Here is a 26,935-nt window from a genome sequence, read left to right as displayed (position 1 = left end):
TATGACCCCGATTGCAGTTACCCTACTTACCGGTTTTCTTGGTGCCGGCAAAACCACCCTACTACGCCATATCCTCAACGAACAACATGGTTTTAAAATCGCCGTTATCGAAAACGAATTTGGCGAAGTCTCCGTTGACGATCAACTGATTGGCGATCGCGCCACACAGATCAAAACCCTGACTAACGGCTGCATCTGCTGTACCCGCTCCAACGAGCTGGAAGATGCGCTATTAGACCTGCTCGACAGCCGCGACCGCGGCGATATTGCTTTCGACCGCCTGGTGATTGAATGCACCGGCATGGCTGACCCCGGCCCGATTATTCAGACCTTTTTCTCCCATGACGTATTATGCGAACGCTACCTGTTAGACGGCGTGATTGCGCTGGTCGACGCGGTGCACGCTAACGAGCAGATGAACCAGTTCACCATCGCCCAGTCGCAGATAGGCTACGCCGACCGTATCCTGCTGACCAAAACCGACGTGGCAGGCGACAGCGAGAAACTGCGCGAGCGGCTGGCGCGTATCAACGCCCGCGCCCCGGTTTACACCGTGGTACACGGCGATATTGACCTGAGTCAGTTGTTTAATACCAGCGGCTTTATGCTGGAAGAGAACGTGCTGGCAAGCCAACCGCGTTTCCACTTTATTGCCGATAAACAGAACGATGTGTCGTCAATTGTGGTGGAACTGGATTACCCGGTGGATATCAGCGAGGTTTCGCGGGTGATGGAAAACCTGCTGCTGGAATCAGCGGATAAACTGCTGCGTTACAAAGGGATGCTGTGGATCGACGGCGAACCCAACCGCCTGCTGTTCCAGGGCGTGCAGCGCCTCTACAGCGCCGACTGGGACAGACCGTGGGGCGACGAAACGCCTCACAGCACGCTAGTGTTTATCGGGATCCAGTTGCCGGAAGACGAGATCAGAGCGGCGTTTGCGGGGTTAAGGAAGTAAACGGGCGCAGAAAAGCCAGGACCGCACAGGAGATTGTATGCCCCTTATCCGAGATATTCACCAACGCTTCTGGCGTCTGCCACAACTGCCGTGGCTGGAGCTACGTACCACCAGTGAAAGCCGTCAGGCCTATAAGCGCCACAGCCACCCGCAACTGTCGCTGGGCGCGATCATCGCCGGAGAAACCCGCTGCATCAGTAACGGGCAAGAGTATCTGTTACGCCCCGGCGAGCTGATCCTGATCCCCCCGCAATCTCCACACAGTTGTAACCCGCTCCACGAGCGACCACGCAGCTATCATATGCTGTATCTCGATGCGGACTGGTGCCTGACGCAACTTCCCCATTTGCCGGCGGATAGCCGCCTGCATACCACGCAGCCACAGTTGCAGGACCCGCAGCTTTTCCAGCTTTATCAGCAAATTGTGACGTCTATTACTCAGCAGCAAACCGCCGGACTTCCGGCGCTTATTATCCACCTGTTGCGCGCCCTGCCGCTACAAAGTGCCGACGCCGAACCGCCATGTGCCATCAGCCGCCAGTTGGTTGCCCGCTTAGTCAGCAACCTTCAGGAACCGCCGACGCTGGACACACTAGCGCAGGAGTTTGCGCTCCGTAAGGAGACTCTGATTCGCACTTTTAAGCAGGATACAGGCCTGACTCCTGTCAGCTTTACCAATATGGCCCGCATTGAATATGCCCGGCACCGATTGCGCGCCGGGGACGATATTGCCGATGTTGCCTATCAGACCGGTTTCGCCGATCAAAGTCATTTCCACAAAACCTTCGTCAGCTACACGGCGGCAACGCCGCGTCAGTACGCGCAGAACAGATCAATATCCGACAATAAATAGCGCATCCGCAGGTATAGGCTGGCCTCAGTATCATCACTGAGGTTATTATGGAACAGGTTACAACGTTATTTCCCCCGGCGTTTCCCGCACTGGCGCTGGCGCATTTTATGGCGCTGCTCAGCCCGGGTCCGGACTTCTTTTTGCTGGTCGGTTACGCCGTACGCTATCGGCTGCGCGGCAGCGTCGGGCTGTGCCTCGGCATTGCGGCGGGAAATGGGCTCTATATTCTGCTGGTGGTGATTGGGTCAGGGCTGCTACGTCAGACGCCGCTGCTCTTTACCATCATCGAACTATTGGGTGCCGCCTACCTGCTATGGGTGGGCCGTCAACTGTTGAAAAGCCGCGCCGGGCCGCTGGAGTGGCGGTACGCCGCATCGGCATGTCCGTCACTGGCAAAACAACTATTACTGGGGCTAGGTTCATCGCTGTTGAATCCGAAAAATGCTCTGTTTTATCTGGCGCTAATGACCGCCCTGCTGGGCCCAAACGTGACCGTTACACAGCAGGCCATATGTGGAATCTGGATGACCAGCGTAGTGTTACTCTGGGATCTGCTGCTGATAACGCTTATCGCCCTGCCGCAAATTCAAGGTCGTCTGGGTAATCTTGTCTGGAAAATTGAACGCGCCGCCGGCGGCATTCTGATCGCCTTTGGCTGCTGGATTGTGTGGCAGTTCATTACAAGTTAAATCAATGAGGGGCAGCTTTATACGGTAGTCAACGTTGCCCGGGCAGATGAACAGGGTCTGCATCATTCGAACCCTTTCCTTCTTATAATGCCGACGCCGCCATAAATTAACTTGCCCCCAGAAACCAATAAAGCGACTAAATAGCCGCTTTATTCTCATCACCAAATATAATATCACCTCTCATCCAGCGGCTTATTTTCATTGATTTTCAGCTGGACTTTCCTTCTGTAAGATGCGCAAACTGCTGTAACAGCGTCGGATGGCGCTAACGCTTATCCGACCTACGGCCCGCTGCCCGGTAACCACCTGCTGTCGGGCTTATAACATATCTCACCTCCAAAAGCCCGATTTCCGCTTTTATCTCTTTTCACATAACGTATGATAGTGCGCAGAAAATTCAGGAGGGATCCATGAGCGATATCCAGCTTTTCCGCCTCGGTGGCGGGAAAGTACAAGAACTGCCGGGCAAAGCCGCAGCCATTGAAAAAGATCTGCAAATGCTGATCGAATCCCATATGGAAACGTTCCTTGGCGTCCGCTTTCTCGAGACCGAATACCGCACGGGTAAAACCCATCGTGGGCGAATTGATTCCCTCGGCCTCGATGAAAATAACTGCCCGGTGATTATTGAATATAAGCGCCACAGCAATGAAAACGTCATTAACCAGGGGCTGTTTTATCTCGACTGGCTGCTCGATCATAAAGCGGAATTTCAGTTGCTGGTGATGGAAAAAATAAGTAAAACCGCGGCTAAAGCCATTGACTGGTCCGGCACACGGTTAATCTGTATTGCCGCCGATTTTAATAAATACGACGAACATGCCGTTCAGCAAATCAACCGCAATATCAACCTGATTCGCTACAAGCTTTTTGCCGACGACCTGTTAATGCTGGAACTGGTTAACGCCGTGGTCGAAAATAGCCCTCAGCACATCATCGCGAACGGTTCCGTCAGCAGCGGTAAACGCCATACCCGCACGCAGCGCGAACAGCTCTCTTTGGCTTCTCCCGCGCTGCTTTCATTATATGAACAGCTAAAAAGCTATGTGCTCTCACTCAGTGATGAGGTTCAGTTTAAAGAGCTTAAGCTCTATGACGCCTTCCATCTCATTCGTAACTTTCTGTGCGTGGCTGTTTATCCCGTGACCGACCCACACCTACGCCTGTGGCTGAAAATTAATCCACAGCATATCCAGCTTGAAGAAGGATTTAGCCGGGACGTCACAAACATTGGCCACTGGGGAACCGGCGACGTCGAATTGATTGTGCGTAACGAACACGATCTGGATAAAGCCAGGCTGCTGATCGAGAAAGCCTGGCAAGAAAATTAGCGTTCCAGGATACCCGCCTACTGGAGAGGTTAAGATAAGATTATCCAGCCTTTCCAGTTTTACTGGCTCTTATCTGTTATTCCACATCCTTCCTTTCCAACCCAATATCCTTTAACTGCTCGTCACTCATTCGTCGCAGTGCCTGACAGGCCCGCTTACGCAGCCACCACCTTTTTAGCGCCCGTCTGAGCTGCACAAAGCCAATGAATGGTTGTCTGGGGCGGTTCTCGTAAAATTCCATACCGGCCTCCGCATAGAACAGAAAATGCGGGCATCATGAATGTCTGTACAAACAATATCGGGATAAAAAGCACGGTTAGTGCAACGTGGATAAATAAGGAGGGCGATTGAAGGTGTTTTGTTCGCTTATTTCGTTCTGATTTAAGATCCGCGTCCTTCGCTGCAAAAAAGCCAGGCCCCTCCCGTTTTCAGAGGGGCAACAGGGATTAGCAGCGCACCACTACCAGCTTCTGGTTCACAAACTCCTTAATCCCCAGATCCGATAGCTCGCGTCCAAAGCCCGAACGCTTAACGCCGCCGAACGGCAGCTCCGCTGCGGTGTCGGTCAGCCAGTTGATATAAACCATCCCGGTTTCAATCCGGGAGGCCATGCGTTTAGCACGCTCAATATCCTGACTAAACACCGCGCCGCCCAGGCCGTAGTGGGAATCGTTGGCGAGTTTTACCGCCTCATCATCGTCTTTCACCACATACATCTGCGCCACCGGGCCGAAGAACTCTTCAAAGTACGCCGGGTTGTCACGCGTAATATTGGTCAGAATGGTCGGCTCAAAGAAGTTGCCTTTGCTTTCCAGCGGCTTGCCGCCAACGTGCAGCGTCGCGCCATTTTTCACCGCTTCCTCGACCTGTCTGGTCAGTGTATCCAGAGCATCTTTCGACGACAGCGGCCCCAGTTCGGTAGAAGCGTCCATCTGATCCCCCACCTTCACCTTCCTGAACGCCTCGGTGAACTGGCTGAGGAATTGATCGGCGATTTTCTCATGCAGGATAAAGCGCTTCGCCGCCGTACATACCTGCCCCGCATTAGTGAGCCGTGCCTGCACGCCAATTTTCACCGCTTTCTCAAGATCGGCATCGTCCAGCACGACGAACACATCGTTCCCGCCCAGTTCCAGCGTCGATTTTTTAATGTGCTTCGCCGCCTGTGCCGCCACGGCGCTCCCCGCTTTTTCAGATCCGGTCAGCGCCGCGCCCTGCACGCGCGGGTCAGCGATGATGTTCGCCACCTGATCGGAGGAAATAAACAGGTTGGTCCATGCGCCTTCCGGCGCGCCGGCTTCACGCACCAGATGGGCAAACGTCTCGGCGCAGTGCGGTACGATGCTGGCATGTTTCGCCAGCACCGGGTTACCTGCGGCCAGGTTCGGCGCCAGCACACGCATCAACTGATAGTACGGGAAGTTCCACGGCTCAACGGCCATGATGACGCCAATCGGATGATGTTCTACCCACGCGTCGCCAAACTCGGTTTTATAAGGCACCGGGGCAAGAAACTGCTTCGCGTTATCCGCATAATAGCGAGCGATCTGCGCGCATAGTTTGACTTCGCCACGGCTTTGCTCGATGAGCTTGCCCATCTCCTGGCTGGCGATTTTTGCCAGTTCTTCAACACGGCTGTCGATCAAGTCAGCCAGCTTATGCAGTACCGGCAGACGTTGGTCAATCTCTCCCTTGGACCAGTCGGAGTGATAGAGCGCGTCAGCTTTTTGCAGCGCGGCTTCAATATCCGCGTCCGTGTGCGGGGGGTACTCTTTAATGAGCTGATTATTGGCAGGATTCACTGTCTGGTAAGCCATATCACATGTCTCCTTGTTATCGTCATTAAGGCAGCCGTAAATGCCGCTCAGAACAATAAGGGTAGTAGAGATGGCTGGCGCTATCGGTAAAGTTCGGTATATTCGTGAGGTTATCAACGATAATTATAGAGAGCGTTGCCCGGCGGGCACCGGGCCTGCAACATTCAGACTGGAGCCGCGTTAGTGACTAACATCCTGAAGCTCTTCAGCCGTAAGGCCGGTGAACCGCTGGACAGTCTCGCGGTCAAGTCCGTCCGCCAGCATCTGTCTGGCGATACGCAATGCGGCAACATGCTGACCTTTTTCCAGCCCTTTTTCTAATCCTTCTGCTAATCCTTCCTCCAGACCGACCTGTCTTCCTTGCCGTTCCCCTTTTCTGCGATCCGCTGCGCGGATCCTCTCTATCAGCGTCATCAGTCTCTCCTTAGTGTGCGGGACATGCCCTACCACATCACGAATAAACGTGGTGAAACGAGGCGTATGTCCGTGCTGAATCATAAGATAATTAAACAGCGCTTTAAGCTGCCTGTCATTAGCGCAACCAGTAACTAACAGCGAAGCAATTCGTTCAACCAGTCCCAGCAGGTCGCGCTGGCGGATATGTTTTTGGATGAGCTCCAGCAGCGCAATGCGGCGGTGCTGCATAATGTCATCATCCGATACCACCGTAATGTCGACCAGCGGAAAGGCAGCGGCATAGAGTCTTCTTGCCACTTCCGGGTTCGCAAACTCATCCAGCCAGCACAGCGAAAAAGGATACGGGCTATCAACACTGTGATAAAACAGCATCGGCACCACCAGCGGAAGATGCTTATGCCCCGCATCCAGATGCTGTTGCATTGCCGCCATCGCATACCGCATCAGCCGAAACGCCATATGCGCATCCGGCGTGCTCTGATGTTCAATCACGACATAGATATAACCGTCGCCCTCGCGCGTTTTCAGCGACCAAAGCACATCGGAATAATAGGCTCGCAGATTTTTTTCAATAAAACTGCCGGGCTCCAGCTTTAGCGTCCGCAGATCGCAAAGCTGGCGTAACGACACCGGCAGATGAATCTCCATAAAATCGCGGGCGGTTTCCGGGTGGCGCAAAAAGGTTTTAAACACCGCATCATGCGGTGTTGAGGTCGTCGATTTTTTCATGGCGCTCCGTCATCCCAAACCAGGATGCTGCGACTCTACCTCCTGAAAATTCCTTTCTCATCCGTACCTTTTCAGCATTGCGAGGCGCGACGGAAGATAAATCCTGTTATCTGTAATGCACATGCATTTTCGGAACTGAACACGCAAAATACCAGCCTGCGCGCCCTGCCTTTATCTTTATTAACCAGACAAACTCTTTTGATTAACATCAAAATTTAATTACACTTAATGTGTATATTTTCCGTGCAACGTAAATTTCCCGAGGTGTGATGTGCTGATTGTTATCTGTAATCGCCACACGTTCTGACAAGATTCAGAACGCGTCTCTTCCTGTCTGTGTTTTCACCGGCAGCGTTTTTGATTACATGAAATTCAGTACATCCGCAGCCGCTGTTTCTATCGCCTGCCTGACGTCACGATGACGGTATTGAGTTTCGCTGTCCCATCATGGGGTTCTCCGACATGGAGCGCATTTTTTATGCAACGGATTATTCAGTTTTTCTCCCAACGCGCCACAACGTTATTTTTCCCGATGGCGCTGATTTTGTACGATTTTGCCGCCTATCTGACGACGGATCTGATTCAGCCTGGCATCATTTACGTCGTGCGCGATTTTAACGCTGACGTCAGTCTTGCGCCGGCCTCGGTCAGTCTCTATCTGGCAGGCGGAATGGCGTTGCAATGGCTTCTGGGGCCGCTATCCGACAGGATTGGTCGCCGGCCAGTGCTGATTGCAGGCGCATTAATTTTTACTCTCGCCTGCGCGGCAACGCTGTTGACGACCTCAATGACGCAGTTTCTGGTTGCCCGTTTTGTGCAGGGCACCAGCATTTGCTTTATCGCAACGGTCGGCTACGTCACGGTACAGGAGGCCTTCGGTCAAACCAAAGCCATTAAGCTGATGGCGATTATTACCTCCATTGTGCTGGTCGCTCCGGTTATCGGCCCGCTCTCCGGCGCCGCGCTGATGCACTTCGTTCACTGGAAGGTGCTGTTCGGTATTATTGCGGTGATGGGACTGTTAGCGTTGTGCGGCCTGCTGCTGGCGATGCCAGAAACGGTGCAACGCGGCGCGGTGCCGTTCAGCGCGGTGAGCGTACTGCGCGATTTTCGTAATGTGTTTCGCAACCCGATTTTTCTCACCGGGGCGGCTACGCTGTCGTTGAGCTACATCCCGATGATGAGCTGGGTGGCGGTGTCGCCGGTGATCCTGATCGATGCTGGCGGGATGAGTACTTCGCAATTCGCCTGGGCGCAGGTGCCCGTATTCGGCGCGGTGATCGTGGCCAATATGATCGTTGTACGCCTGGTGAAAGATCCGACCCGACCGCGTTTTATCTGGCGCGCCGTACCAATCCAGTTAAGCGGGCTGGCGACATTGCTCCTCGGTAATCTTCTTCTGCCGCACGTCTGGCTTTGGTCTGTGCTGGGCACCAGCCTGTACGCGTTCGGCATTGGCATGATTTTCCCGACGCTGTTTCGCTTCACGCTTTTCTCCAACAACTTGCCAAAAGGGACCGTTTCAGCCTCGCTGAACATGGTGATTCTGACGGTGATGGCGGTGTCGGTCGAAGTTGGCCGCTGGCTGTGGTTTCACGGCGGGAGACTGCCGTTTCACCTGCTGGCAGCGGTGGCCGGGGTGATCGTGGTCTTCACCCTGGCGACATTATTACAGCGCGTGCGCCAGCATGAGGCAGCAGAACTAGCCGCTGAGAAGTAAACACTCTGCCGGATAGAGGCTTATCCGGCACAGGATAATCTGATGTTTTTTGCACGTTCCTGCCGTCTGGCTCTATCCTTAACCCTATGAATAAAATCGCCGAACTCAAACGCGCCAAACGCCTGGCGCTCTCACTGTTGCTGATAGCCGCCGCGACGTTTGTAACCACGCTTTTCCTGCCGCCCAGTTTTTGGGTGCTGGGCGTAAAAGCTATTGCCGAAGCGGCGATGGTTGGCGCGCTGGCGGACTGGTTTGCCGTGGTAGCGCTGTTTCGCCGCATTCCCATTCCGTTTATTTCACGACATACGGCGATTATTCCCCGTAACAAAGACCGAATCGGCGAAAACCTTGGGCAATTTGTGCAGGAGAAATTCCTTGATACGCAGTCGCTGATCGCGCTAATCCGCCGCCATGAACCCGCGCTGCTTATCGGAAACTGGTTCAGCCAGCCGGACAACGCCAGCCGGGTCGGGCAGCATCTGCTGCAAATTATGAGCGGTTTTCTGGAACTAACCGATGACGCCCGTATTCAGCGGCTGCTCAAGCGAGCGGTACATAAGGCGATTGATAAAGTGGATCTTTCCGGCACCAGCGCCCTGATGCTGGAAAGCATGACCAAAAACGATCGTCACCAGGTGTTACTCGATACGCTGATCGCCCAGCTTATCGCCCTGTTACAGCGTGACAGCTCCCGAACATTTATCGCCAGACAGATCATACGCTGGCTGGAGACCGAGCATCCGTTAAAAGCGAAGATTCTGCCGACCGAATGGCTGGGAGAACACAGCGCTGAACTGGTCTCCGACGCGGTGAATTCTCTGCTGGATGATATCAGTCACGACCGCGCGCATCAGATTCGTCATGCCTTCGATCGTGCGACGTATAAGCTGATCGATAAACTTAAACATGATCCGGAAATGGCTGCCCGGGCAGAAAACATTAAAAGTTACCTGAAGGAAGATGAGGCGTTTAACCGTTATCTCGGCGAAATCTGGGCGGATCTACGCCAGTGGTTAAAAACAGATATCAACGCCGAAGACTCAAAGGTGAAGCAGCGCATCGCTCATGCCGGACAATGGTTTGGCGAGACGCTGATCGCCGACGACGCATTACGCGCCTCGCTTAACGGTCATCTGGAACAGGCCGCGCACCGCGTCGCGCCGGAATTCGCCGCCTTCCTGACGCGCCACATCAGCGATACCGTAAAAGGCTGGGATGCGCGCGATATGTCGCAGCAGATTGAGCTTAATATCGGTAAAGATTTGCAGTTTATCCGCGTGAACGGCACGCTGGTCGGCGGCGCTATTGGTCTGGTGTTATATTTACTGTCGCAAATACCGGCACTGCTCAGTATCTAAGAAGGGGAAGGCGCAATTCTCGTTCAGATTAACTGCCAAACCCCGCACGTGGGAGGCATTAATTTAATGCCATTTCCCACCGATGCCCCTCTTCTCAATCCGTTATTCGCCTGCGCTTCACTTTCTTTTCTTGCAAATTTGAAACATTAATTTTACTTTTTATTATCATTTACAACAACAATCCGGCATTCCTGCCTTACTTTAGCAAAGAGAAAAACCATGGTTCATGCTCAGAGCGCTTCACCTCGCCATCCCATTTTTACGGCGCTTTTCGGTATGATGGTATTGACGCTGGGGATGGGAGTTGGCCGCTTTCTGTATACGCCCATGCTGCCGGTAATGCTGGCGGAAAAGCAGCTAACGTTTAACCAACTCGCCTGGATTGCCAGCGCCAATTATGCAGGGTACCTGGCGGGAAGCTTACTGTTTTCCTTTGGCCTTTTTCATCTCCCCTCTCGTCTACGCCCCATGCTGCTGGCTTCGGCGGTCGCCACCGGTATTCTTATTCTGGCCATGGCGATATTTACCCAACCCGCGGTCGTCATGTTGGTGCGCTTCCTGGCAGGCGTCGCGAGCGCGGGAATGATGATTTTTGGATCAATGATTGTGTTGCATCATACCCGCCATCCGTTTGTGATCGCCGCGCTCTTTTCCGGCGTCGGGGCCGGGATTGCACTGGGCAACGAATATGTCATTGGCGGTTTACATTATGCGCTTTCGGCCCATTCGCTATGGCTGGGGGCCGGGGCGCTCGCCGGTATATTGCTATTAATCGTGGCAATATTGATTCCCCCCCGCGCTCATGCGCTGCCGCCTGCGCCCTTAGCAAGAATCGAAAATCAGCCTATGCCCTGGTGGCAACTGGCGCTGTTGTACGGTTTCGCCGGATTCGGCTACATCATTGTCGCTACCTATTTGCCGCTGATGGCGAAAAGCGCGGGCTCTCCACTACTCACGGCGCACCTTTGGTCGTTGGTCGGCCTGGCGATCATTCCCGGCTGCTTCGGCTGGCTGTGGGCGGCAAAACATTGGGGCGTCCTGCCATGCCTGACCGCGAACCTGTTGATCCAGAGCGCCTGCGTGCTGCTGTCTCTCGCCAGCGACTCATTGTTGCTGTTAATACTGAGCAGTATTGGTTTTGGCGCCACGTTTATGGGCACAACCTCGCTGGTGATGCCGCTTGCCCGACAACTCAGCGCGCCGGGTAATATTAATTTGTTAGGCCTGGTGACGCTAACGTATGGTATTGGGCAAATTCTCGGTCCGCTCGCCGCCAGTCTGTCAGGCAATGGCGCGTCGGCAATTATCAACGCCACGCTTTGCGGCGCCGCGGCGCTCTTTTTTGCCGCGCTGATCAGCGCCGCGCAGCAGATAAAACAAAAACGGTTTGTGATACGTGAATAAGCGGTAGAGTAAACCCGCTCTATCCGCACCGGGTTGTATCTTTAAGGCTATTCGCGGCGCAATGCGGATCTGTTTTTAATAGCACATCCTCAACACGTTATTTCAAGGTAAAGATGCCACTAAAAACTATACTTATTCTATGGTTTTTAGTGCTATCAATCTGCCTATTATTTTATATACCCTTCATACTTCAAGTGGCTTATGTGTTGGCTACGGATTACTCGGCCCATCCATGGGCCTCGCCCTGACGGGCCGTTGCTCACCCCAGTCACATCGTTATCTATGCTCCCGGGGACTCACTCCCTTGCCGCCTTTACGCAACTCGAATTATTTTGGCTATATATTCCATTATGATGATTATCGTTCCCTCTCAAATCATCACAATTATAAATAAATCACATTATGAAATTAATTCGATTATTCGTTTTTTATTACCTGCCCGCAGGATTCTTAGGGCGCAAGCTGACCCATCAGCGGCTACTGACCTGACCGTGACAATTCCTCTTAAGGCGTGAAAAATTACAGTAAAAAAGTAAAATTTAGGTTAAAAAATCCTATTTTTTAACAACGATAATTAAGTGGCGTGAAATTGACTAACGTCAAATTTATTTCCCCTTTTTCCTGCTCCCGGCTCTGGCCTGCGTCAACACCTGTTTCTTTGCTTTTTTACCGCGCGTTGTACCGTCCACGGTTCCCCGCGCCTCCGGCAGTAGCGAAGATGGTGATTTTTCGCGCTGCTATGCAAGAAACGCATAGCACGATACATACTTGCATTTTGTCCTTACCCTTATGGCTGATAAGGTCTTTCTGTTTCGGGCTTTTTGGCCTGTGGCTACAACCAACACATCATCAAAAAAATTCGGGGATCGCTATGGCGCAACAAGTGGACGGGGCGGCCATGCCGCTTGATACAGAAAAGGTCGGGATAAAGGGATATCTGGCGTTTTTTCTCACCATTATTTTCTTTTCCGGCGTATTTTCCGGAAGCGAAGGCTGGTGGCGCGTTTTTGATTTTACCGTACTCAACGGGTCATTCGGTCATGTGACCAGTACGCAGACCTTTCGCGGCGCGGGCGGAACGGGCGCGAAAGATGGCTTCCTTTTTGCGCTGGAGCTGGCACCGTCGGTTATCCTTTCTCTGGGTATCATCGCGATTACGGATGGACTGGGCGGTCTGCGGGCGGCGCAGCAATTGATGACGCCTATCCTGAAACCATTGCTTGGCATTCCCGGCATTTGCTCACTGGCGCTGATCGCCAACCTGCAAAATACCGACGCCGCGGCGGGTATGACTAAAGAGCTGGCGCAGGAAGGTGAAATCACCGAACGCGATAAAGTGATTTTTGCCGCCTGGCAGACCAGCGGCAGCGCTATTATCACCAACTATTTCTCCTCCGGCGTTGCGGTATTCGCCTTTCTGGGGACGTCAGTCATCATTCCGCTGGTGGTCATTCTGCTATTCAAATTTATCGGCGCAAACCTTTTGCGCATCTGGATTAACATCGAAGAACGCCGTCACCCTGCGCAAGGAGCCCAATCATGACGACTCAGGTACGTAAGAATGTCATGGATATGTTTATCGATGGCGCACGCCGCGGTTTTACCATCGCCACGACCAACCTGTTACCCAATGTGGTCATGGCATTTGTCATTATTCAGGCGCTGAAAATTACCGGTCTGCTCGACTGGGTAGGCCATATCTGCCAGCCCGTGATGGCGTTGTGGGGGCTTCCCGGCGAAGCGGCTACGGTGCTTCTGGCTTCGCTGATGAGTATGGGCGGCGCCGTTGGCGTGGCGGCCAGTCTGGCTACCGCCGGCGCGCTAAGCGGCCACGATGTTACCGTACTACTGCCAGCCATTTACCTGATGGGAAACCCGGTACAGAATGTCGGCCGCTGTCTCGGTACTGCCGAAGTCAACGCCAAATATTACCCGCATATTATCGCAGTCTGCGCCATCAATGCGCTGCTGTCGATCTGGGTCATGCAGCTTATTGTTTAATAAGGAGTTATCATGCCTGATTTATCCGCCGCGGAGTTTACCTTATTACAGGGTGCGCACCTGTTTGCGCCAGAAGACCGGGGCATCTGCGATGTTCTGCTCGCGAATGGCAAAATTATTGCCGTCGGCGCTGACATCCCCAGCGATATCGTACCGGACTGTGCGGTGATTAATCTTAGCGGTCGTATGCTGTGCCCGGGCTTTATCGACCAACACGTTCATCTGATCGGCGGCGGCGGCGAAGCGGGGCCGACGACGCGGACGCCGGAAGTCTCCCTGAGCCGCCTGACGGAAGCCGGGATAACAACGGTCGTCGGCCTGCTTGGCACCGACTCCGTCAGCCGTCATCCCGCGTCGCTGTTAGCCAAAACGCGAGCGCTAAATGAGGAGGGGATCACCGCCTGGATGCTCACGGGCGCTTATCACGTTCCGTCGCCGACCATTACTGGCTCGGTAGAAAAAGACGTCGCGCTGATCGATCGCGTCATTGGCGTGAAATGCGCAGTCTCCGACCACCGTTCCGCCGCGCCCAGCGGGAATCAACTCGCCAGCATGGCCGCTGAATCACGCGTTGGCGGCCTGCTGGGCGGTAAACCCGGTGTCAGCGTTTTTCATATGGGCAGCAGCAAAAAAGGGTTACAGCCGCTGTATGACATCCTGGAAAACAGCGACGTGCCGATCGGTAAACTGCTGCCTACCCACGTCAACCGTAGCGAATCGCTTTTCGAGCAGGCGCTGGCGTTTGCGCTTAAAGGCGGCGTAATCGACATTACCACCAGTATCCCGGATCCCGTCGCGCCGGCGGAGGGCATTGCCAGAGCGGTAAAAGCCGGCGTCCCGCTTTCCCGGGTGACGCTCAGTTCAGACGGTAACGGCAGCCAGCCGCTATTTGACGCTGCCGGAAATCTGACGGGCATCGGCGTCGCGGGCTTCGAAAGTTTGCTGGAGACGTTGCAGACGCTGGTTAATCACTACGGATTCAGCCTGACCGATGCTCTGCGCCCGCTGACGACCAGCGTAGCCGCCTTCCTCAGTCTGGACGGCAAAGGCGAAATCCGTCCCGGTAACGATGCGGATCTGCTTGTCTTTAGCGCAGATTTACGCATTGAGCAGGTGTATGCGCGCGGCAAACGCATGGTCAATGAGGGGAAAGCCTGCGTAAAAGGTACCTTTGAACCGGCGTAATTCCCGCTAGTTTCAGGCTGCCCCATCGCGGCATCCTGAAAGAGGACGGGATAAGCGGTTGTCAGCCGCCCGAATGGACGTAGAATGCCCCTTCGGGCGACTGACAGGATAACGGTAAATGGATGTAACTGGAGCAGGTTTGCACAATATTGAGACAAAATGGCTATATGATTTTCTGACGCTGGAAAAGTGCCGCAATTTCTCTCAGGCCGCCATTATCCGCAACGTATCGCAACCCGCTTTTAGCCGGCGGATTCGCGCCCTGGAACATGCCGTGGGCGTTGAACTGTTTAACCGACAGGTCTCGCCGCTACAGCTTTCCGAACAGGGTAAAATCTTTCACTCCCAGGTTCGCCACCTGTTACAGCAGCTGGAAAGTAATCTGACCGAACTGCGCGGCGGCAGCGATTATACGCTGCGTAAAATCAAGATTGCCGCCGCCCACTCGCTCTCCCTCGGCCTGTTGCCGACCATCGTTAAGCAGATGCCGACGCAGTTTACCTACGCCGTTGAGGCGATAGATGTCGACCAGGCGGTGGATATGTTACGTGAGGGGCAAAGCGATTTTATCTTTTCTTATCACGATGAAAATCTGCAACAAGCGCCGTTTGATAACATCCGCCTGTTTGAGTCGAGACTGTTTCCGGTTTGCGCCAACAATGGCCGGGGCGAGCCGCGCTATACGCTTGAGCAGCCGCACTTTCCCCTGCTTAATTACAGTCAGAACTCCTATATGGGCCGGCTGATAAATCGTACTCTGACTCGCCATGCTGAACTGAGTTTCAGTACATTTTTCGTCTCTTCGATGAGTGAATTGTTAAAACAGGTTGCGATGGACGGCTGCGGAATCGCCTGGTTGCCCGAGTATGCTATCCGTCAGGAGATTACAGACGGACGCCTGATAGTGCTTGATGCCGACGAACTGGTTATCCCGATCCAGGCTTATGCTTATCGCATGAATACCCGCATGAGTCAGGTAGCCGAAACATTTTGGCGCGACCTGCGTGGGCTCAGGCCGCGCTGTAAACACCTCAGGCGGTAAGGCGTTGTTCCCCGGTCAAAGAGGCGCGGGTGTCTGGCCAGGACTCATACCAACGAATCGCCGCGCGCACCAGCGACGCTGTGGAATCAATCATCGGGCACGCTATCGCGCGTTCATGTCCGGCCACAATAAGCGGAATTTCGGTACACCCCATAATAATTGCCTGGGCGCCACGGGCAATAAGGCTATCGATTTGCGGCAGCAGCAGCGCTTGCGCCGCAGTTTTATCGCCACGTTTAAGCGTATAAATAGCCTGCATTACCAACGCCTGCCCCGCGTCTTCTGGCTGAATTAACGTCAGCCCCCGCGCCAGCGCTTTCTTTTGATATAACCCGGTTGCCAGCGTCGCATTGGTCGCCAGCAGACCAACGTGCCGCGCCGATGGCGGAATATCCCCCAGGGTGGCGTCCAGGATGCTGATCATTCGCGCTTTCGCGACGTTCTGTAAATCATCAAACCAATAATGTGCAGTGTTGCATGGGATAACGATACACTCCGCCCCGGCGTCTTCCAGCATATGCAGATAACGCTCCAGATAACGGTATGGCGAAGGCCCGCCGGATAACAGACATGCTGTACGATCGGGAATATCAGGGATAGAGCTGACAATGAGCGGGATGTGTTGTTGATCACAACTGGCATGTCGCAATTCAACAAATTTTTCCAACATATCCGCCGTTGCCGCAGGTCCCATCCCCCCCAGTATCCCAATGGTGTGTTTCATCGCTTTTCCCGCTTATTTACGTCAAGGTCAGAAACACACTATCAACTTGATGTGTATATAAAAAATGCCGTTTTATTAGCGGCTATGCGTAAAAATCATAACGGGTGTAATGGCCACGCGTTATCGCCTTTTCAGGCAATCGATTGGTTACATGAGCGCTCATCGACCTTCGCAAGCCGCTAAATGCCATTTCGCTATACAGCATCGCCCACTGCGAGTCCGCAAGCTTGTTTTGTCCTCATCGCCACAGCGCCTGTCGGTGAAGGGGCCGCCGTGTTTTGCTTTTCGACGCTAATGCGGGAATATCCCAGCGAATATGGCTATAAACCAAATCCACGGTCTCCGTGGCGCTGCCTTCGGCGTCGCCATGATTGCTCATGCGTGAAATTCGCACATTGGTGAGCGTATAAATAATAAATGGCAGCATTGCGCCCTTATCACGACGGCATAATGTCAGCACGCCTTCTTTCACCGTTTTCCCGTTACAATAGTGCTCATAGAGGCCAGGCGTAGCAAGATCGACTGGCTTTGTCAGCGTCAACCCTCCAATATATGTCCCTCTCGCTTCGCCGGACTCCCGTTTCGTCGGGTTGTGGTTGTAAGCAATAAGTTTTATTTGGTTTTCAAAACCTTTGATCCGGCTTTCGCCTTCAATACCGTCCAGTTTTAAATAGATGGCGTCCATCCCCCCTCCGTGATTATCATGCGGCAAAGCAGGCTGACAAGGACGGAACGCCAACAATGAAAGAACGTTCCATTTTCCAGCCATTTCGTTGGTGTCTCTGTATACCAGATTAAATACCGACAATCTGCTATAACTGGATTCTTGCTAAATACCTTCTGCCATCAACAATCCATTTTACAATAGCGCTACTGACCTGAAATCTATTACGCCAGGCATTCAAGCATCGTTTCCTGAATAACCATAGCCGCTATAAGAACCATATCAAAAAAGAAATATCAATATCATTTCTTATTTTTATCCGAGAAATTACTTAATTACACCGAATCGGAATATAGACAATTCTTATTCCTTTTCACATCAATGGGTTTTTTAGACTTTTGTCATATCGAAAACAACCATTCCAATAGAACATATTTACTATGTGAATATATTTAATGTTTTTATCGCGCGCAGTGTTATCACAGTAATAAATGATTTGCATCAAAAATGCGCCTTTCAGCGCCACGTATTTTGGGCAGCAAATTATAAAATCGCGTTTCAAAGTCAGTAACATGTTCTCTGTTCAGGCGATATGACTTTATGCCCGGACGACACGTCAGCCGCTTTACCCTTACGTTTAGTCGTGATACGTTAGATCACATGAACACGAAACGATCCAACGCTACGCAACGTCATCTCCGCTGGTGGCTGCCTTCCTGAAGGCGGCACGGATCACTATCCCTCTTTAAGTAGCCGCCGAAAGGCGGCTACTGCGTTTCGGGACGTCTTTCGGCTTTACAGTAAGCATAAAGGAGTCCTTAATGAACACCCTTCCCATCATTCTGACTGGCGATCGCCCCACCGGCTCGTTGCACCTCGGCCATTATGTCGGTTCACTGCGCCAGCGCGTCGCGCTACAGCAGGATCACCAACAGTATGTCCTGATTGCCGACCTGCAGGGACTCACCGATAACGGCAGTAATCCGCAAAAAATCCGCGATAATATTCCGCAAGTGTTAGCTGACTATCTGGCCGTCGGCATCGATCCCACGCTGACGACGATCTGCCTGCAATCCGCGTTACCCGCCCTTGCTGAATTAACGGTGCTGTATATGAATATTGTTACCGTCGCCCGAGTGGAGCGTAATCCTACGGTAAAAAATGAGATTGCCCAAAAAGGCTTTACCCGTTCCCTGCCGGTCGGGTTCATGGCGTATCCCATTAGCCAGGCGGCAGATATCACCGCCTTTAAGGCCGAAATGGTACCGGTTGGCGACGACCAATTGCCCATGATTGAGCAAACGAATGAGATCGTTCATAAGATGAATAGTCTTTTCTCCTCGCCGGTATTGCGACCCTGTCAGGCGCTCCTGAGCGATACGGGTCGTCTGCCCGGCATTGACGGCAGCGCCAAGATGTCGAAATCGCTCGGCAATACCCTGCTTCTTTCCGCCAGCGAAGAGACCATCCACCGTGCGGTCAGCGCGATGTACACCGATCCCGGTCATTTAAAAATTAGCGATCCGGGAAAAATAGAAGGTAACGTCGTCTTTACGTGGCTGGATGCGTTCCATCCGGATAAAGCCAAAGTCGCGGCGATGAAAGTACATTATCAACAAGGCGGGCTAGGCGATCGTGTCTGTAAAAATGAGCTGGAGACCTGCCTGCAAGAACTGATCGCGCCAATACGCGAACGACGGGCAACCTTTATTGCAGATAAGGGAATGCTAATGGAATTACTGAAAAAAGGTAGCGAGCGGGCCCATGAGGTCACTCAAAAGACGCTACAGGAAGTAAAACGTGGACTGGGTCTGCCCACGCTATTCCAGGTATAATCAGGCATCAACGTTGTCCAGCGGCCATGACTCAAACAGATAGCCATCAAAGTAGATGTCATCAACATTGGAAAACTCCAGCAGACGCTGCTTCACGTTTTCCAGGTGCTGCCACATCGCCAGCTTCGCTGCGCGGGCGTCTTTCTTAATTAACGCCGCGAGGATCTGCTTATGATCGACCAGCCACTCCTTACGGTAAAGCGTATCGCCCAGATGGCTATGAAGCTGGAGCCACATCGGATTATTTTCACGCCATTGCCAGGACTGACGGAAGAGCTCTACCAACATACTGTTATGGGTCGCTTCGGCAATGGCCAGATGAAACTGCATATCGCCGCTTTCTGAGCCGCCCGGCGCGCTGGAGGCGAGCTCTCGCTCTTCCAGTTGTAACGCCTGGCGCATTTTAATGATGTCTTCGCGGGTGGCTTGCAGAGCGGCAAATTCAGCGATATTGCTTTCCAGCAACTGACGCGCCTGTAACAGTTCAAACGGCCCGGCGTCATTACAGTGATTGACGTCAGCGCCTTCCATCTCGTTATTATCCGCGCTGTCGAGCACGTAGATCCCGGCGCCGCGGCGGACTTCAACCAGACCTTTAATTTCCAGCATGATCAGCGCTTCACGCACGACGGTACGCGTCACATTGAGCCTCTCAGCGATCTCTCTTTCCGGCGGCAAGCGCTCCCCGGGGCGGTACGGCGTCTGAACAATCAGATCCCGTATCATTGCGCCCACTTCCTGGTAAGGTCTTTGCTGAGAAGTGTTTGATTTCATATTGGTCGTGCCCGTCCGATGCGATTTCCCGGTATCAGACTATAGCATTTGTAAAGAGGGATAGCACGCGTAGCACACCAAAAACGCGAAACTGGTCAACCAACAAAACAATAATGCGCCCCGTTTCGCTAGTGAAGCCAGATAACCAGATAAAAGGAAAGGCAGTAGACAATACACAACTGATGTTCCACCTTTAGCCCTGATGCCTGAATATGAACAGCATATTGGTTTACCAATATAAAATTTATCAACCAAAAATCAGGCCATAAAATGTGTCTGTACATTGACAGGAATAATGCCTCTGACATAGCGTGATCGGCGAAAATCCAGCCGCTCTCTTTGTATCAAGAACGCGTTATGATAAAAGACACCGTGTTTTTCGCCCCAGGCGTATCCGGGGGAAGCAACGCCTCCAGTTTGTCGAGCCGCCATCGCCGGGCAGCGATTATTCTGCATGAAATTTATGGTATTAACGCTCATATCCAACGCGCAGGCCATGAATGGATGACGCGCGGATTCGACATCTATATTCCCGCGCTGTTTCCTCACCATACCCCCTTTCGCTATGAACAGCAGGAGGAGGCTTACCGTCACTTTTCAGCAAATGTCGGCTTTGATCCCGCCGTCGTTACCACATTACTCCACGAGCTCAGAACGCAGTACGAGACGCTAATCGTCGTAGGATATAGCGTCGGCGCAACGCTCGCATGGCTAAGTGCAGCCAGTGGGTTATGCGATGGCGTCATTTGCTATTACGGTTCCCGTATACGCCAGTACCTTCATCTTGCGCCTCTCTGTCCGGCACTGGTTATTATCGCGCGTTATGAGCCGGCATTTGATCCCCTCGCCATGCGACAGTCGCTGGAAAAGCGCCCCCGGGTGCAGTGTAAAATGTACGATGCGCGGCACGGGTTCTGTGATGCTGATAGCGCCACCTTCGATGCCGCCTTATCGCATCAGGTAATGGACGATGTGAGCGCATTTATTCGCGACATCACTTGTGCAAACACATCGCCCGATTTTCAGCTTTAGTGGAGACTTTTTTCAACGAGCTGTTCCAGTTTTTTCAAAGCCTGTATGTCTGCGGCATCAAGACCATAACGTTGCAGCGTTTCGGCGGGATGATAACTGACCAACGTTCGCCCATCGGCTTGCTGGCTAATGAGCACCCGAAACGGTAAATCCAGCGCCAGTTCGGGATGCGCCAGCATGAGAGGCGTTCCGCCTTTAGGATTGCCAAAGACCAGAACCGTTGTCGGCGGCATTTTCAGGTTAACATTCTGTGCCGCTCTGGCATGATCAAATTCCCCAAATAACACCAGACCGTGATCGGCGACAGCGTGCATCAACCGCGCTCGGGTCTGCAAATAGTCATAAGCGCTGTAGGTTTTAACCATGGTTATCGCTCCATCCTCCGTTGCAAAGCCAGGCCTTATTAAGATTAACATCAGGGTTATTGCCAATAAAAAAGGCTTTAAAATAGCGCTCATTCTTCTCTCTCCCTGACCCAATACCCATGAGTAAATGCGACACAGATGATATGCAGTTTAAAAATCAGTCATCGTACTGTACCCCTTATTATTGCACTGAACAGCTCATCACTAAAAAAACAGACGGCAGAACAAAAAATTCCGACGTCTGAACAAATTTAAATAACGATGATCCAGTCTGACTGAGCGACAGCGCGATCATTATTATGGCGCGACACTGTCTTCTTCAGCCCGCTGGGTAAGAAAAAATATACTCCGCTCAGTAAGATAATAGATACTACAGGCCAACTCTTCAGAGATACGGAGCATCATTGCGTAGTGATGATGCGATTTTTCTTGCGCCATCGGCAGAAATATTTCTGACTCCAGCACGTCACTTAAAAAATGAAATTTATGTACATATTCAGCAGATATAACGCCTCTCGCCATCAGATTAGCCATTAGTGTATTTAAACTATCTTGTTCATGATACACGATACCTTTTCTCTCATGAATTCTGAGAATAACGCTTCTGAAGGCTGCATGACATTCCCTTACGACACAGGCAAAATCATTAAGTATCAGGCGATTATACGCTTCCATAAGATCATATTCGACAAAGCCATACTCTCCAGGGGAGTACAAATAATAACATATGTTTTTAAGCCGTTTTATTCTGCGCAACCTTACAATTCTACCATTTTCATAGCGATATTTTAAACTATGCTCATGAAATATATTGTTTAATTCACTAATCGCCTTATCCGGTTCTAACCCAAGCGTAACTTCATAGGTTCGAAGGTAGGTATCTATATAGTTAAAAGCAAGCTCAATGGTATCAATATGCTTTCTTTTATCATCTGTTTTTAATAACAGATTACTCATTTCATCCAGATATGACGTTGAATGCGCATATAAGGTGAATAAGCCATACTCTTTGCGCAACGTTTTACATATTCTTCGATAAACTTCGTCAGAATGACTATTATGATAGCAGTATAATGTCATATCATAAAAAGAGGAGCAATTTCCTAGCGTATTAATAATCAATAAGAGTATTTGCTCGCGTATTTCTAACGGAATATCTTCATATAACAGATCGCTATGCCTTAGTGAGTATGGTCTAAAGGTGTGCATTCCTCCCCCTGTAACCGCAACAGAACTTACGCTATGGATAGCGCCACACTACTCTAATTCAGTGGTTCAGGTATTAATATCAGCTCAACAGTGAGTCATTTTTTCTTATTTTTTAATGGTGTTGAGTGAATATTTACATTAAATATAAATGATAAGCAAAGTAAAGAGGCTTGCGTAATTATGACGCTACTGTCAAAGAGACCAGGGTCTTCGTATCGGATGAAACGTGAGATCCCATTAATGAATGGGATCTGTTTTATTATTACTTCCTGTCAACCCACTTTTTCAACTACAAAATTATCCTGACGAACAAAATCAATAAGCAGTTCTATAGTCCCTAACCCCCATTGATTCGATATAGCAATACGCTCACCGGACGGCAACTCAATCAACGCATCTTCTTGCATATGATATCTGTTTTTCCTTTTTTCAGGGATCTGCTCAACCAGTGCTACTGTTCTTTTCTGTAAGTCTTCACTCAATTTATTCTTGAGATCATCTATATTCGCAGGATTATGTTTATTAATCCAGTCAGTGAAAAGTTCAAGTGCAAGCTTCCGTTTATTGAAGGTTTTTCCTTTATATTTATATAAGGAATAATCCCTCTCCGACTTTTGACTGCTAATAATTTGTTCCGTGCGTTTCTCTCTGAATCTGACCTGATATTCTTCCAGTTCAGGGACTGGTATTATTTGTTCAGCATTAATCAGCACTTCACCCTTAAAGTTGTAATGCGTTAAGCGAACACAGCGAATATCGACACCTTTATCTCTTAGCCATATTGCGGTTGTCGTTAATTCTTTACTGAAATCCGCTGATGCCAGAACGATGCGAATATCTTTACCAAAATCAGCGAGTTCGTTTTCTTCTAACTCTACAAAATCCAGTAACTTCTCTTTTGCATTCTCATCGATCCCATGCTTCCAAAGATATGCCTGATAATATTCGCATGCTTTCGCAAAACTCATCGTTGAAATCATTGCCGCATACCTTAGCGCCTGCAGTTCCATATGCGCGCCGATTTCATCACGTTTCAGTTCAATGACAACCAAATTGGCCTGCTTGTCAATCGCTAATAAATCAATCCTCCGCCGACTATCCTCCCAATCAGAGAATTCTTCGGATATGACAAGGCAGCCCGGCGCAACAATATCAATATTCTTCTTGATAGCCTCCTGAAGATCATAGCGTTCCTGCAGCCTTTCGATGGTGAAAGATGTTTTTTCAAGGGTAGTCAGTATTTTCTCAGAGATATTGTATAGCGCCACATTATATTCCTTTTGTTTACTCTACAGATAATTATAACCCATCGCCCTTTGTCATTCTGCTGATCATCACTGGTGCGAAAATCTGGATTATCCATGGCATTCAGTCTTCACTGAATGCCACAGACAAGCGTTATTCAACTAAAGCTCACCTGTCCCTTAGTCCTTCTTTCATTCCGTTGCGTCGTTGCCATACCAGCACACTTAAACGTAAGGTGAGCTTATTGTTTTTATCGACGGGTCAGAACAATCCTTCGCCGGTCATACAGTGTTTCAACAGAGAACTGCAAATCATATTTCGCATTCTTCAGTTTTCGTGATTTAAGCATTTTCATCGTGACGCCACTTATTTGCCCTGTTTCAATCCGTCTCTTGATTTCGGCTGCGCTTAGCAGGAGTTGCTTCTTCAAAATCGACAGCAGGCTGACCTGAAAAGAACGGGAAATCCTGACGCTAACACTGACCTGCTTGTGGGAGGCGATACTGACCAGCCACCGTTCCTGAATGTGAAAATCAGGCGGCCCCGATAATTCAGCATTGTTTCGCTTCAGGATCGCGTTGTCATAAGCAAAATATTGCACCGTGGTGGCATCATTCGCCATCAGTCGACCATAAAGATCGCGGTTAATTTTGCTGACTGGCAGGCGTGAGAACAAGGAGATATTCCAGGTGTAATCGCAGTGTGTGCATTTATAGATACTCCAGACATCAAGTACCTTCTTTTGCGAATTAACCCGAAATGCCCCAGAAGGCGTGAAGTCCCGTTTTACGCTGCATGAAGGGCAACGTTTCGCTATGCGCTGATACCCCACAGGAGTGACAGTCCATATGACTTTCATAACGTACCTTTTTTAACCCATACAAAACCGGATCCGAACTCAGCGGACCATAAATGTTTGTGTATGAAAAATATTTAAGTCATATTTTTCAGCGGGTTAAAAAAAGATTTCCAACGCTACAACCCTGTCAATGGCCAAAAGATACGTCGAGACTATCAAAGCGGTCATTATCGGGTATATGAGTTTAATCAATATTCATTATGGTAGCGGCGGGATCTATTCAACTGACTTACTAAACGCATGATCCTCCCTTTGAGATCACACTTTTCACTCCCGGTTATTCACTTACAGAAATCAGGTGTTATCATTCACGACGTAAATACCTTTCAACTCAACTCGAGGCTTTGATGCTGGAGAATGTCATCATCTGATAATCAGTTCCCCGACCTTTTCAGGCCGGACTGATTATCAATGCGCCGAAATCGAATGCGGACACCGCAGTGTGTTTGCACGTTTTGCCTATGATGATTAAACAGGTTCTTCAGTATGAATTTATCCCGTCAGGAACAACGTACCTTACACGTTCTCGCCAAAGGCGGACGCATTACGCACATCCGCGATGCGTCAGGCCGCGTCACCGCCGTTGAGTGCTATAGCCGCGAAGGGCTGTTGCTCGCCGATTGCACGCTCGCTGTATTCAAAAAACTCAAAACCAAAAAGCTGATCAAATCCGTTAACGGTCAGCCCTACCGCATTAATACAACCGGGCTGAACAACGTTCGCGCCCAGCCTGATAATCGCTAAGGAGATGATGATGGATATCAGCGCCGTTATTTTTGCAACGCATCGCATTCGGCTATTACCCGATGAAGGCAAAATCCCCTGGGACGAGCCAGCCTTCAGCCAACGCATTCTGGAAAATCATCTGTCACAGGACCACGACTGGGCCAGCCGCCGGCTAACCGTGATTGAGCAACAGGTAACATGGATTACCCGTCAGTTACCCGCTGGCGCCTGCATTCTGGATCTCGGCTGTGGACCCGGTTTTTATACCCGCCTGTTAGCGGAGCGTGGGTTTCACTGCACAGGCGTAGATTTCTCTCCGGCATCCATCACATGGGCTCGCCAGCAGGCGCAAGCCGCAAACCTGAATATTGACTACATTCAGCAGGATATTCGTACATACCACCCCACGGAACCTTTTGATTTCATTATGATGACGTTTGGGGAACTGAATGTCTTTAGCGCTGCGGATGCGCAAAGCCTCATCAGTCATTGCGCGCAGTGGTTGAAACCGGACGGCAAACTGCTTGTTGAAGTGCATACCTTCGATGAAGTTAAACGCCAGGGCATGGCGCAGCCATGCTGGCAGCGTTGTCCGCACGGCCTGTTTCTTGCCAAGCCTCATCTGCTGTTAACGGAAAATGCCTGGGATGAAGAGGCTCAAACCAGCTCAACGCAGTTCTGGGCGATAGCGGAAAACGGCTGTACCACCCGTTTCGGCAGTCAAATGAAGGCCTGGCGCGATGATGAATATATCAGCCTGCTTGGTGATGCTGGCTTCACTGTGTTGCAGCGCCCGGACAGTCACACCTGGCCGGTCGGCGAGACTTTTGCAGGCAAGCTGTTTGCGCTACTGGCTGAAAAAGCCCCTCCCGCTGAGGGAATCACCCTCAGTAAAAGGAATAACCCAATGGATATCCCACGTATTTTTACCATTAGCGAAAGCGAACACCGTATCCATAATCCGTTTACAGCGGAAAAGTACGCCACACTGGGCCATGCGTTACGCATGAAGCCAGGCACGCGGATTCTCGATCTCGGTAGCGGTTCGGGTGAGATGCTCTGCACCTGGGCTCGCGATTACGGTGTTACAGGTACTGGCATTGACATAAGCCCGCTCTTCACCACACAGGCAAAACAACGTGCAGAAGAGCTCGGCGTCAGTGAATATGTACATTTTATTCATAACGACGCGGCCGGTTATATCGACGAGGAAAAATATGACGTGGCGGCCTGCGTAGGCGCGACCTGGATTGCGGGCGGTGTCGCGGGGACAATAGATCTGCTGGCCAAAAGCCTCAAACCTGGCGGGATCATTCTCATCGGTGAACCGTACTGGCGTCGGATCCCCGCAACGGAAGAGATCGCCCACGCCTGTGGCGTCTCATCCGTCGCCGATTTTCGTCCCCTGCCCGAGCTGGTCGCCTTTTTCGACCAACTCGGCTATGACGTAGTGGAAATGGTGCTGGCGGACCCGCAAGGCTGGGACAGATATGAAGCCGCGAAGTGGATGACCATGCGTCGCTGGCTGGAGGAAAACCCTGACGATGAGTTTGCGCAAGAGGTTCGAACAGAACTGACGGTAGCCCCCAAACGTCACGTCACCTGGACGCGAGAATACTTTGGCTGGGGCGTATTTGCGTTAATCGCGCGATAACGTGAAGCAGGAGGTATAGCCTACAAGAGGTATACCTCCGTTTAAAAGTATGCAACAAATTAACACGGCTCAAGGCGGGAATATATCGTCTTAGAGCCTATCCCACCAGGCGTTATTGGCGCAGCCAGTTTGGACACGGACAGCGCGCAAAAACCGGAGCGTACACGTAGTACGTGAGGATTTTGAGCACTGCCCAGGTCCAAAATGGCAAGTAAAATAGCCCTAATGGGATAGGCTCTTAATTTCGCCATTAAGTTTCTGCCACAATATGTCGCAAGACGTGCAAGCATTCCACCTCACCTGATGAGCGAAATCACCATCAATAAGACGTTATTGCTGCGATT

The 26,935-nt window shown here is 51.2% G+C and carries 26 protein-coding genes; 16 read left to right on the top strand and 10 right to left on the bottom strand.

What is annotated here, in order from left to right:
* Position 1 precedes the first annotated feature (1 nt).
* From yjiA to HV477_RS07540, 4 genes are all read left to right on the top strand, one after another.
* Positions 2 to 958 carry a GTPase gene (gene yjiA, locus HV477_RS07555; protein WP_000187838.1) on the top strand — a complete coding sequence of 319 codons (957 nt, stop codon included), beginning with the start codon at positions 2 to 4 and terminating at the stop codon, positions 956 to 958.
* Positions 959 to 995: 37 nt separating this feature from the next.
* Positions 996 to 1,811, top strand: coding sequence for an AraC family transcriptional regulator (locus tag HV477_RS07550; RefSeq protein WP_001128426.1), 816 nt, complete (start codon positions 996 to 998; stop codon positions 1,809 to 1,811).
* A 47-nt stretch (positions 1,812 to 1,858) separates the two neighbouring features.
* A complete protein-coding gene (locus tag HV477_RS07545; RefSeq protein ID WP_000438685.1) occupies positions 1,859 to 2,500 on the top strand; it encodes a LysE family translocator in 642 nt (213 codons plus the stop codon).
* 410 nt (positions 2,501 to 2,910) lie between these two features.
* Complete coding sequence (locus tag HV477_RS07540) at positions 2,911 to 3,831, top strand: DUF5655 domain-containing protein (RefSeq protein ID WP_079898717.1); 921 nt, start codon at positions 2,911 to 2,913, stop codon at positions 3,829 to 3,831.
* Positions 3,832 to 3,907: 76 nt separating this feature from the next.
* Here the strand turns inward: HV477_RS07540 and yjiS are convergent, their stop codons facing one another.
* Positions 3,908 to 4,072, bottom strand: coding sequence for a DUF1127 domain-containing protein YjiS (gene yjiS / locus HV477_RS07535; protein WP_000397915.1), 165 nt, complete (start codon positions 4,070 to 4,072; stop codon positions 3,908 to 3,910).
* Between yjiS and HV477_RS07530 the strand changes: the two genes are divergently transcribed.
* On the top strand, positions 4,039 to 4,182 hold the full coding sequence (locus HV477_RS07530; RefSeq protein WP_001541460.1) for a hypothetical protein: 144 nt from the start codon (positions 4,039 to 4,041) through the stop codon (positions 4,180 to 4,182). The genes yjiS and HV477_RS07530 overlap by 34 nt on opposite strands.
* A gap of 95 nt (positions 4,183 to 4,277) precedes the next feature.
* Here the strand turns inward: HV477_RS07530 and HV477_RS07525 are convergent, their stop codons facing one another.
* Entirely contained in the window at positions 4,278 to 5,648 is a 1,371-nt protein-coding gene (locus HV477_RS07525; RefSeq protein ID WP_023207045.1) for an NAD-dependent succinate-semialdehyde dehydrogenase, read from the bottom strand.
* A gap of 180 nt (positions 5,649 to 5,828) precedes the next feature.
* Positions 5,829 to 6,794: an Rpn family recombination-promoting nuclease/putative transposase gene (locus tag HV477_RS07520; RefSeq protein WP_175064946.1), complete on the bottom strand. Its 966-nt coding sequence runs from the start codon at positions 6,792 to 6,794 to the stop codon at positions 5,829 to 5,831.
* A gap of 478 nt (positions 6,795 to 7,272) precedes the next feature.
* Here HV477_RS07520 and mdtM point away from each other — a divergent pair, with 478 nt between their 5' ends.
* The 7 genes from mdtM (at position 7,273) to hypT (ending at position 15,504) form a co-directional block, all read left to right on the top strand.
* The gene (mdtM, locus tag HV477_RS07515; RefSeq protein WP_023181337.1) at positions 7,273 to 8,514 is read left to right on the top strand and encodes a multidrug efflux MFS transporter MdtM; all 1,242 of its coding nucleotides are present in this window, start codon (positions 7,273 to 7,275) and stop codon (positions 8,512 to 8,514) included.
* Positions 8,515 to 8,600: 86 nt separating this feature from the next.
* Entirely contained in the window at positions 8,601 to 9,872 is a 1,272-nt protein-coding gene (locus HV477_RS07510; RefSeq protein ID WP_001033033.1) for a DUF445 domain-containing protein, read from the top strand.
* Positions 9,873 to 10,091: 219 nt separating this feature from the next.
* Positions 10,092 to 11,276 carry an MFS transporter gene (locus HV477_RS07505; RefSeq protein ID WP_079898718.1) on the top strand — a complete coding sequence of 395 codons (1,185 nt, stop codon included), beginning with the start codon at positions 10,092 to 10,094 and terminating at the stop codon, positions 11,274 to 11,276.
* An 871-nt stretch (positions 11,277 to 12,147) separates the two neighbouring features.
* Complete coding sequence (locus HV477_RS07500; RefSeq protein ID WP_079898719.1) at positions 12,148 to 12,819, top strand: nucleoside recognition domain-containing protein; 672 nt, start codon at positions 12,148 to 12,150, stop codon at positions 12,817 to 12,819.
* Positions 12,816 to 13,277, top strand: coding sequence for a YjiG family protein (locus tag HV477_RS07495; protein WP_000211979.1), 462 nt, complete (start codon positions 12,816 to 12,818; stop codon positions 13,275 to 13,277). The genes HV477_RS07500 and HV477_RS07495 overlap by 4 nt, the downstream gene beginning before the upstream one ends.
* A 12-nt stretch (positions 13,278 to 13,289) precedes the next feature.
* Positions 13,290 to 14,462: a beta-aspartyl-peptidase gene (gene iadA / locus HV477_RS07490; RefSeq protein ID WP_001113067.1), complete on the top strand. Its 1,173-nt coding sequence runs from the start codon at positions 13,290 to 13,292 to the stop codon at positions 14,460 to 14,462.
* Positions 14,463 to 14,580: 118 nt separating this feature from the next.
* Positions 14,581 to 15,504, top strand: a complete 924-nt coding sequence (gene hypT, locus HV477_RS07485) for a hypochlorite stress DNA-binding transcriptional regulator HypT (protein ID WP_175064945.1) — start codon at positions 14,581 to 14,583, stop codon at positions 15,502 to 15,504.
* On the opposite strand, the gene HV477_RS07480 is transcribed toward hypT, so the two are convergent.
* Together HV477_RS07480 and HV477_RS07475 are read right to left on the bottom strand one after the other, a co-directional pair.
* Positions 15,494 to 16,228: an aspartate/glutamate racemase family protein gene (locus tag HV477_RS07480; RefSeq protein WP_000683247.1), complete on the bottom strand. Its 735-nt coding sequence runs from the start codon at positions 16,226 to 16,228 to the stop codon at positions 15,494 to 15,496. The two genes, hypT and HV477_RS07480, sit on opposite strands and share 11 nt — an antisense overlap.
* Positions 16,229 to 16,466: 238 nt before the next feature.
* On the bottom strand, positions 16,467 to 16,997 hold the full coding sequence (locus HV477_RS07475) for an Hcp family type VI secretion system effector (protein WP_000907671.1): 531 nt from the start codon (positions 16,995 to 16,997) through the stop codon (positions 16,467 to 16,469).
* A 716-nt stretch (positions 16,998 to 17,713) separates the two neighbouring features.
* On the opposite strand from HV477_RS07475, the gene trpS reads away from it, so the two are divergent.
* On the top strand, positions 17,714 to 18,727 hold the full coding sequence (gene trpS, locus HV477_RS07470) for a tryptophan--tRNA ligase (RefSeq protein WP_079898721.1): 1,014 nt from the start codon (positions 17,714 to 17,716) through the stop codon (positions 18,725 to 18,727).
* Here trpS and uxuR read toward each other — a convergent pair whose 3' ends face one another.
* The gene (gene uxuR, locus HV477_RS07465) at positions 18,728 to 19,501 is read right to left on the bottom strand and encodes a Uxu operon transcriptional regulator (RefSeq protein ID WP_000841654.1); all 774 of its coding nucleotides are present in this window, start codon (positions 19,499 to 19,501) and stop codon (positions 18,728 to 18,730) included.
* 357 nt (positions 19,502 to 19,858) lie between these two features.
* On the opposite strand from uxuR, the gene HV477_RS07460 reads away from it, so the two are divergent.
* Positions 19,859 to 20,533, top strand: coding sequence for a dienelactone hydrolase family protein (locus HV477_RS07460; RefSeq protein WP_175064944.1), 675 nt, complete (start codon positions 19,859 to 19,861; stop codon positions 20,531 to 20,533).
* Here the strand turns inward: HV477_RS07460 and HV477_RS07455 are convergent.
* The 4 genes from HV477_RS07455 to HV477_RS07440 all read right to left on the bottom strand — a co-directional run bounded on the left by HV477_RS07455 (position 20,530) and on the right by HV477_RS07440 (position 24,211).
* Positions 20,530 to 20,991 (bottom strand): DUF302 domain-containing protein, encoded by a 462-nt coding sequence (locus HV477_RS07455; RefSeq protein WP_023231489.1) that lies wholly within the window; start codon positions 20,989 to 20,991, stop codon positions 20,530 to 20,532. The genes HV477_RS07460 and HV477_RS07455 overlap by 4 nt on opposite strands.
* 204 nt (positions 20,992 to 21,195) lie before the next feature.
* Positions 21,196 to 22,107 (bottom strand): STM4504/CBY_0614 family protein, encoded by a 912-nt coding sequence (locus tag HV477_RS07450; RefSeq protein WP_000556790.1) that lies wholly within the window; start codon positions 22,105 to 22,107, stop codon positions 21,196 to 21,198.
* A gap of 272 nt (positions 22,108 to 22,379) precedes the next feature.
* A complete protein-coding gene (locus HV477_RS07445) occupies positions 22,380 to 23,375 on the bottom strand; it encodes a hypothetical protein (RefSeq protein WP_175064943.1) in 996 nt (331 codons plus the stop codon).
* A 227-nt stretch (positions 23,376 to 23,602) separates the two neighbouring features.
* A complete protein-coding gene (locus HV477_RS07440; RefSeq protein ID WP_000864868.1) occupies positions 23,603 to 24,211 on the bottom strand; it encodes a DUF1062 domain-containing protein in 609 nt (202 codons plus the stop codon).
* 486 nt (positions 24,212 to 24,697) lie between these two features.
* Between HV477_RS07440 and HV477_RS07435 the strand changes: the two genes are divergently transcribed.
* Positions 24,698 to 24,955: a YjhX family toxin gene (locus tag HV477_RS07435; RefSeq protein WP_001054380.1), complete on the top strand. Its 258-nt coding sequence runs from the start codon at positions 24,698 to 24,700 to the stop codon at positions 24,953 to 24,955.
* Between the two features lie 4 nt (positions 24,956 to 24,959).
* Positions 24,960 to 26,591 (top strand): class I SAM-dependent methyltransferase, encoded by a 1,632-nt coding sequence (locus HV477_RS07430; protein WP_000979778.1) that lies wholly within the window; start codon positions 24,960 to 24,962, stop codon positions 26,589 to 26,591.
* Positions 26,592 to 26,935: the final 344 nt, after the last annotated feature.

It is taken from the genome of Salmonella sp. SG203 (assembly GCF_013350575.1).
GTDB classification, from domain to species: Bacteria; Pseudomonadota; Gammaproteobacteria; order Enterobacterales; family Enterobacteriaceae; genus Salmonella; species Salmonella enterica.
Note: the sequence above shows the minus strand (reverse complement) of the source record. Positions and strands in the feature narration are given on the sequence as shown.

Coding starts and splice junctions, on each gene's coding strand:
- iadA (WP_001113067.1), top strand. CDS start 13,290: ATGCCTGATTTATCCGCCGCGGAGTTTACCTTATTACAGGGTGCGCAC.
- HV477_RS07505 (WP_079898718.1), top strand. CDS start 10,092: ATGGTTCATGCTCAGAGCGCTTCACCTCGCCATCCCATTTTTACGGCG.
- HV477_RS07455 (WP_023231489.1), bottom strand. CDS start 20,991: ATGAGCGCTATTTTAAAGCCTTTTTTATTGGCAATAACCCTGATGTTA.
- HV477_RS07480 (WP_000683247.1), bottom strand. CDS start 16,228: ATGAAACACACCATTGGGATACTGGGGGGGATGGGACCTGCGGCAACG.
- HV477_RS07545 (WP_000438685.1), top strand. CDS start 1,859: ATGGAACAGGTTACAACGTTATTTCCCCCGGCGTTTCCCGCACTGGCG.
- HV477_RS07435 (WP_001054380.1), top strand. CDS start 24,698: ATGAATTTATCCCGTCAGGAACAACGTACCTTACACGTTCTCGCCAAA.
- HV477_RS07525 (WP_023207045.1), bottom strand. CDS start 5,648: ATGGCTTACCAGACAGTGAATCCTGCCAATAATCAGCTCATTAAAGAG.
- HV477_RS07460 (WP_175064944.1), top strand. CDS start 19,859: ATGATAAAAGACACCGTGTTTTTCGCCCCAGGCGTATCCGGGGGAAGC.
- HV477_RS07550 (WP_001128426.1), top strand. CDS start 996: ATGCCCCTTATCCGAGATATTCACCAACGCTTCTGGCGTCTGCCACAA.
- HV477_RS07500 (WP_079898719.1), top strand. CDS start 12,148: ATGGCGCAACAAGTGGACGGGGCGGCCATGCCGCTTGATACAGAAAAG.
- mdtM (WP_023181337.1), top strand. CDS start 7,273: ATGCAACGGATTATTCAGTTTTTCTCCCAACGCGCCACAACGTTATTT.
- HV477_RS07430 (WP_000979778.1), top strand. CDS start 24,960: ATGATGATGGATATCAGCGCCGTTATTTTTGCAACGCATCGCATTCGG.
- HV477_RS07440 (WP_000864868.1), bottom strand. CDS start 24,211: ATGAAAGTCATATGGACTGTCACTCCTGTGGGGTATCAGCGCATAGCG.
- hypT (WP_175064945.1), top strand. CDS start 14,581: ATGGATGTAACTGGAGCAGGTTTGCACAATATTGAGACAAAATGGCTA.
- HV477_RS07540 (WP_079898717.1), top strand. CDS start 2,911: ATGAGCGATATCCAGCTTTTCCGCCTCGGTGGCGGGAAAGTACAAGAA.
- HV477_RS07450 (WP_000556790.1), bottom strand. CDS start 22,107: ATGCACACCTTTAGACCATACTCACTAAGGCATAGCGATCTGTTATAT.
- HV477_RS07510 (WP_001033033.1), top strand. CDS start 8,601: ATGAATAAAATCGCCGAACTCAAACGCGCCAAACGCCTGGCGCTCTCA.
- HV477_RS07520 (WP_175064946.1), bottom strand. CDS start 6,794: ATGAAAAAATCGACGACCTCAACACCGCATGATGCGGTGTTTAAAACC.
- uxuR (WP_000841654.1), bottom strand. CDS start 19,501: ATGAAATCAAACACTTCTCAGCAAAGACCTTACCAGGAAGTGGGCGCA.
- trpS (WP_079898721.1), top strand. CDS start 17,714: ATGAACACCCTTCCCATCATTCTGACTGGCGATCGCCCCACCGGCTCG.
- yjiS (WP_000397915.1), bottom strand. CDS start 4,072: ATGGAATTTTACGAGAACCGCCCCAGACAACCATTCATTGGCTTTGTG.
- HV477_RS07495 (WP_000211979.1), top strand. CDS start 12,816: ATGACGACTCAGGTACGTAAGAATGTCATGGATATGTTTATCGATGGC.
- yjiA (WP_000187838.1), top strand. CDS start 2: ATGACCCCGATTGCAGTTACCCTACTTACCGGTTTTCTTGGTGCCGGC.
- HV477_RS07530 (WP_001541460.1), top strand. CDS start 4,039: ATGGTTGTCTGGGGCGGTTCTCGTAAAATTCCATACCGGCCTCCGCAT.
- HV477_RS07475 (WP_000907671.1), bottom strand. CDS start 16,997: ATGGCTGGAAAATGGAACGTTCTTTCATTGTTGGCGTTCCGTCCTTGT.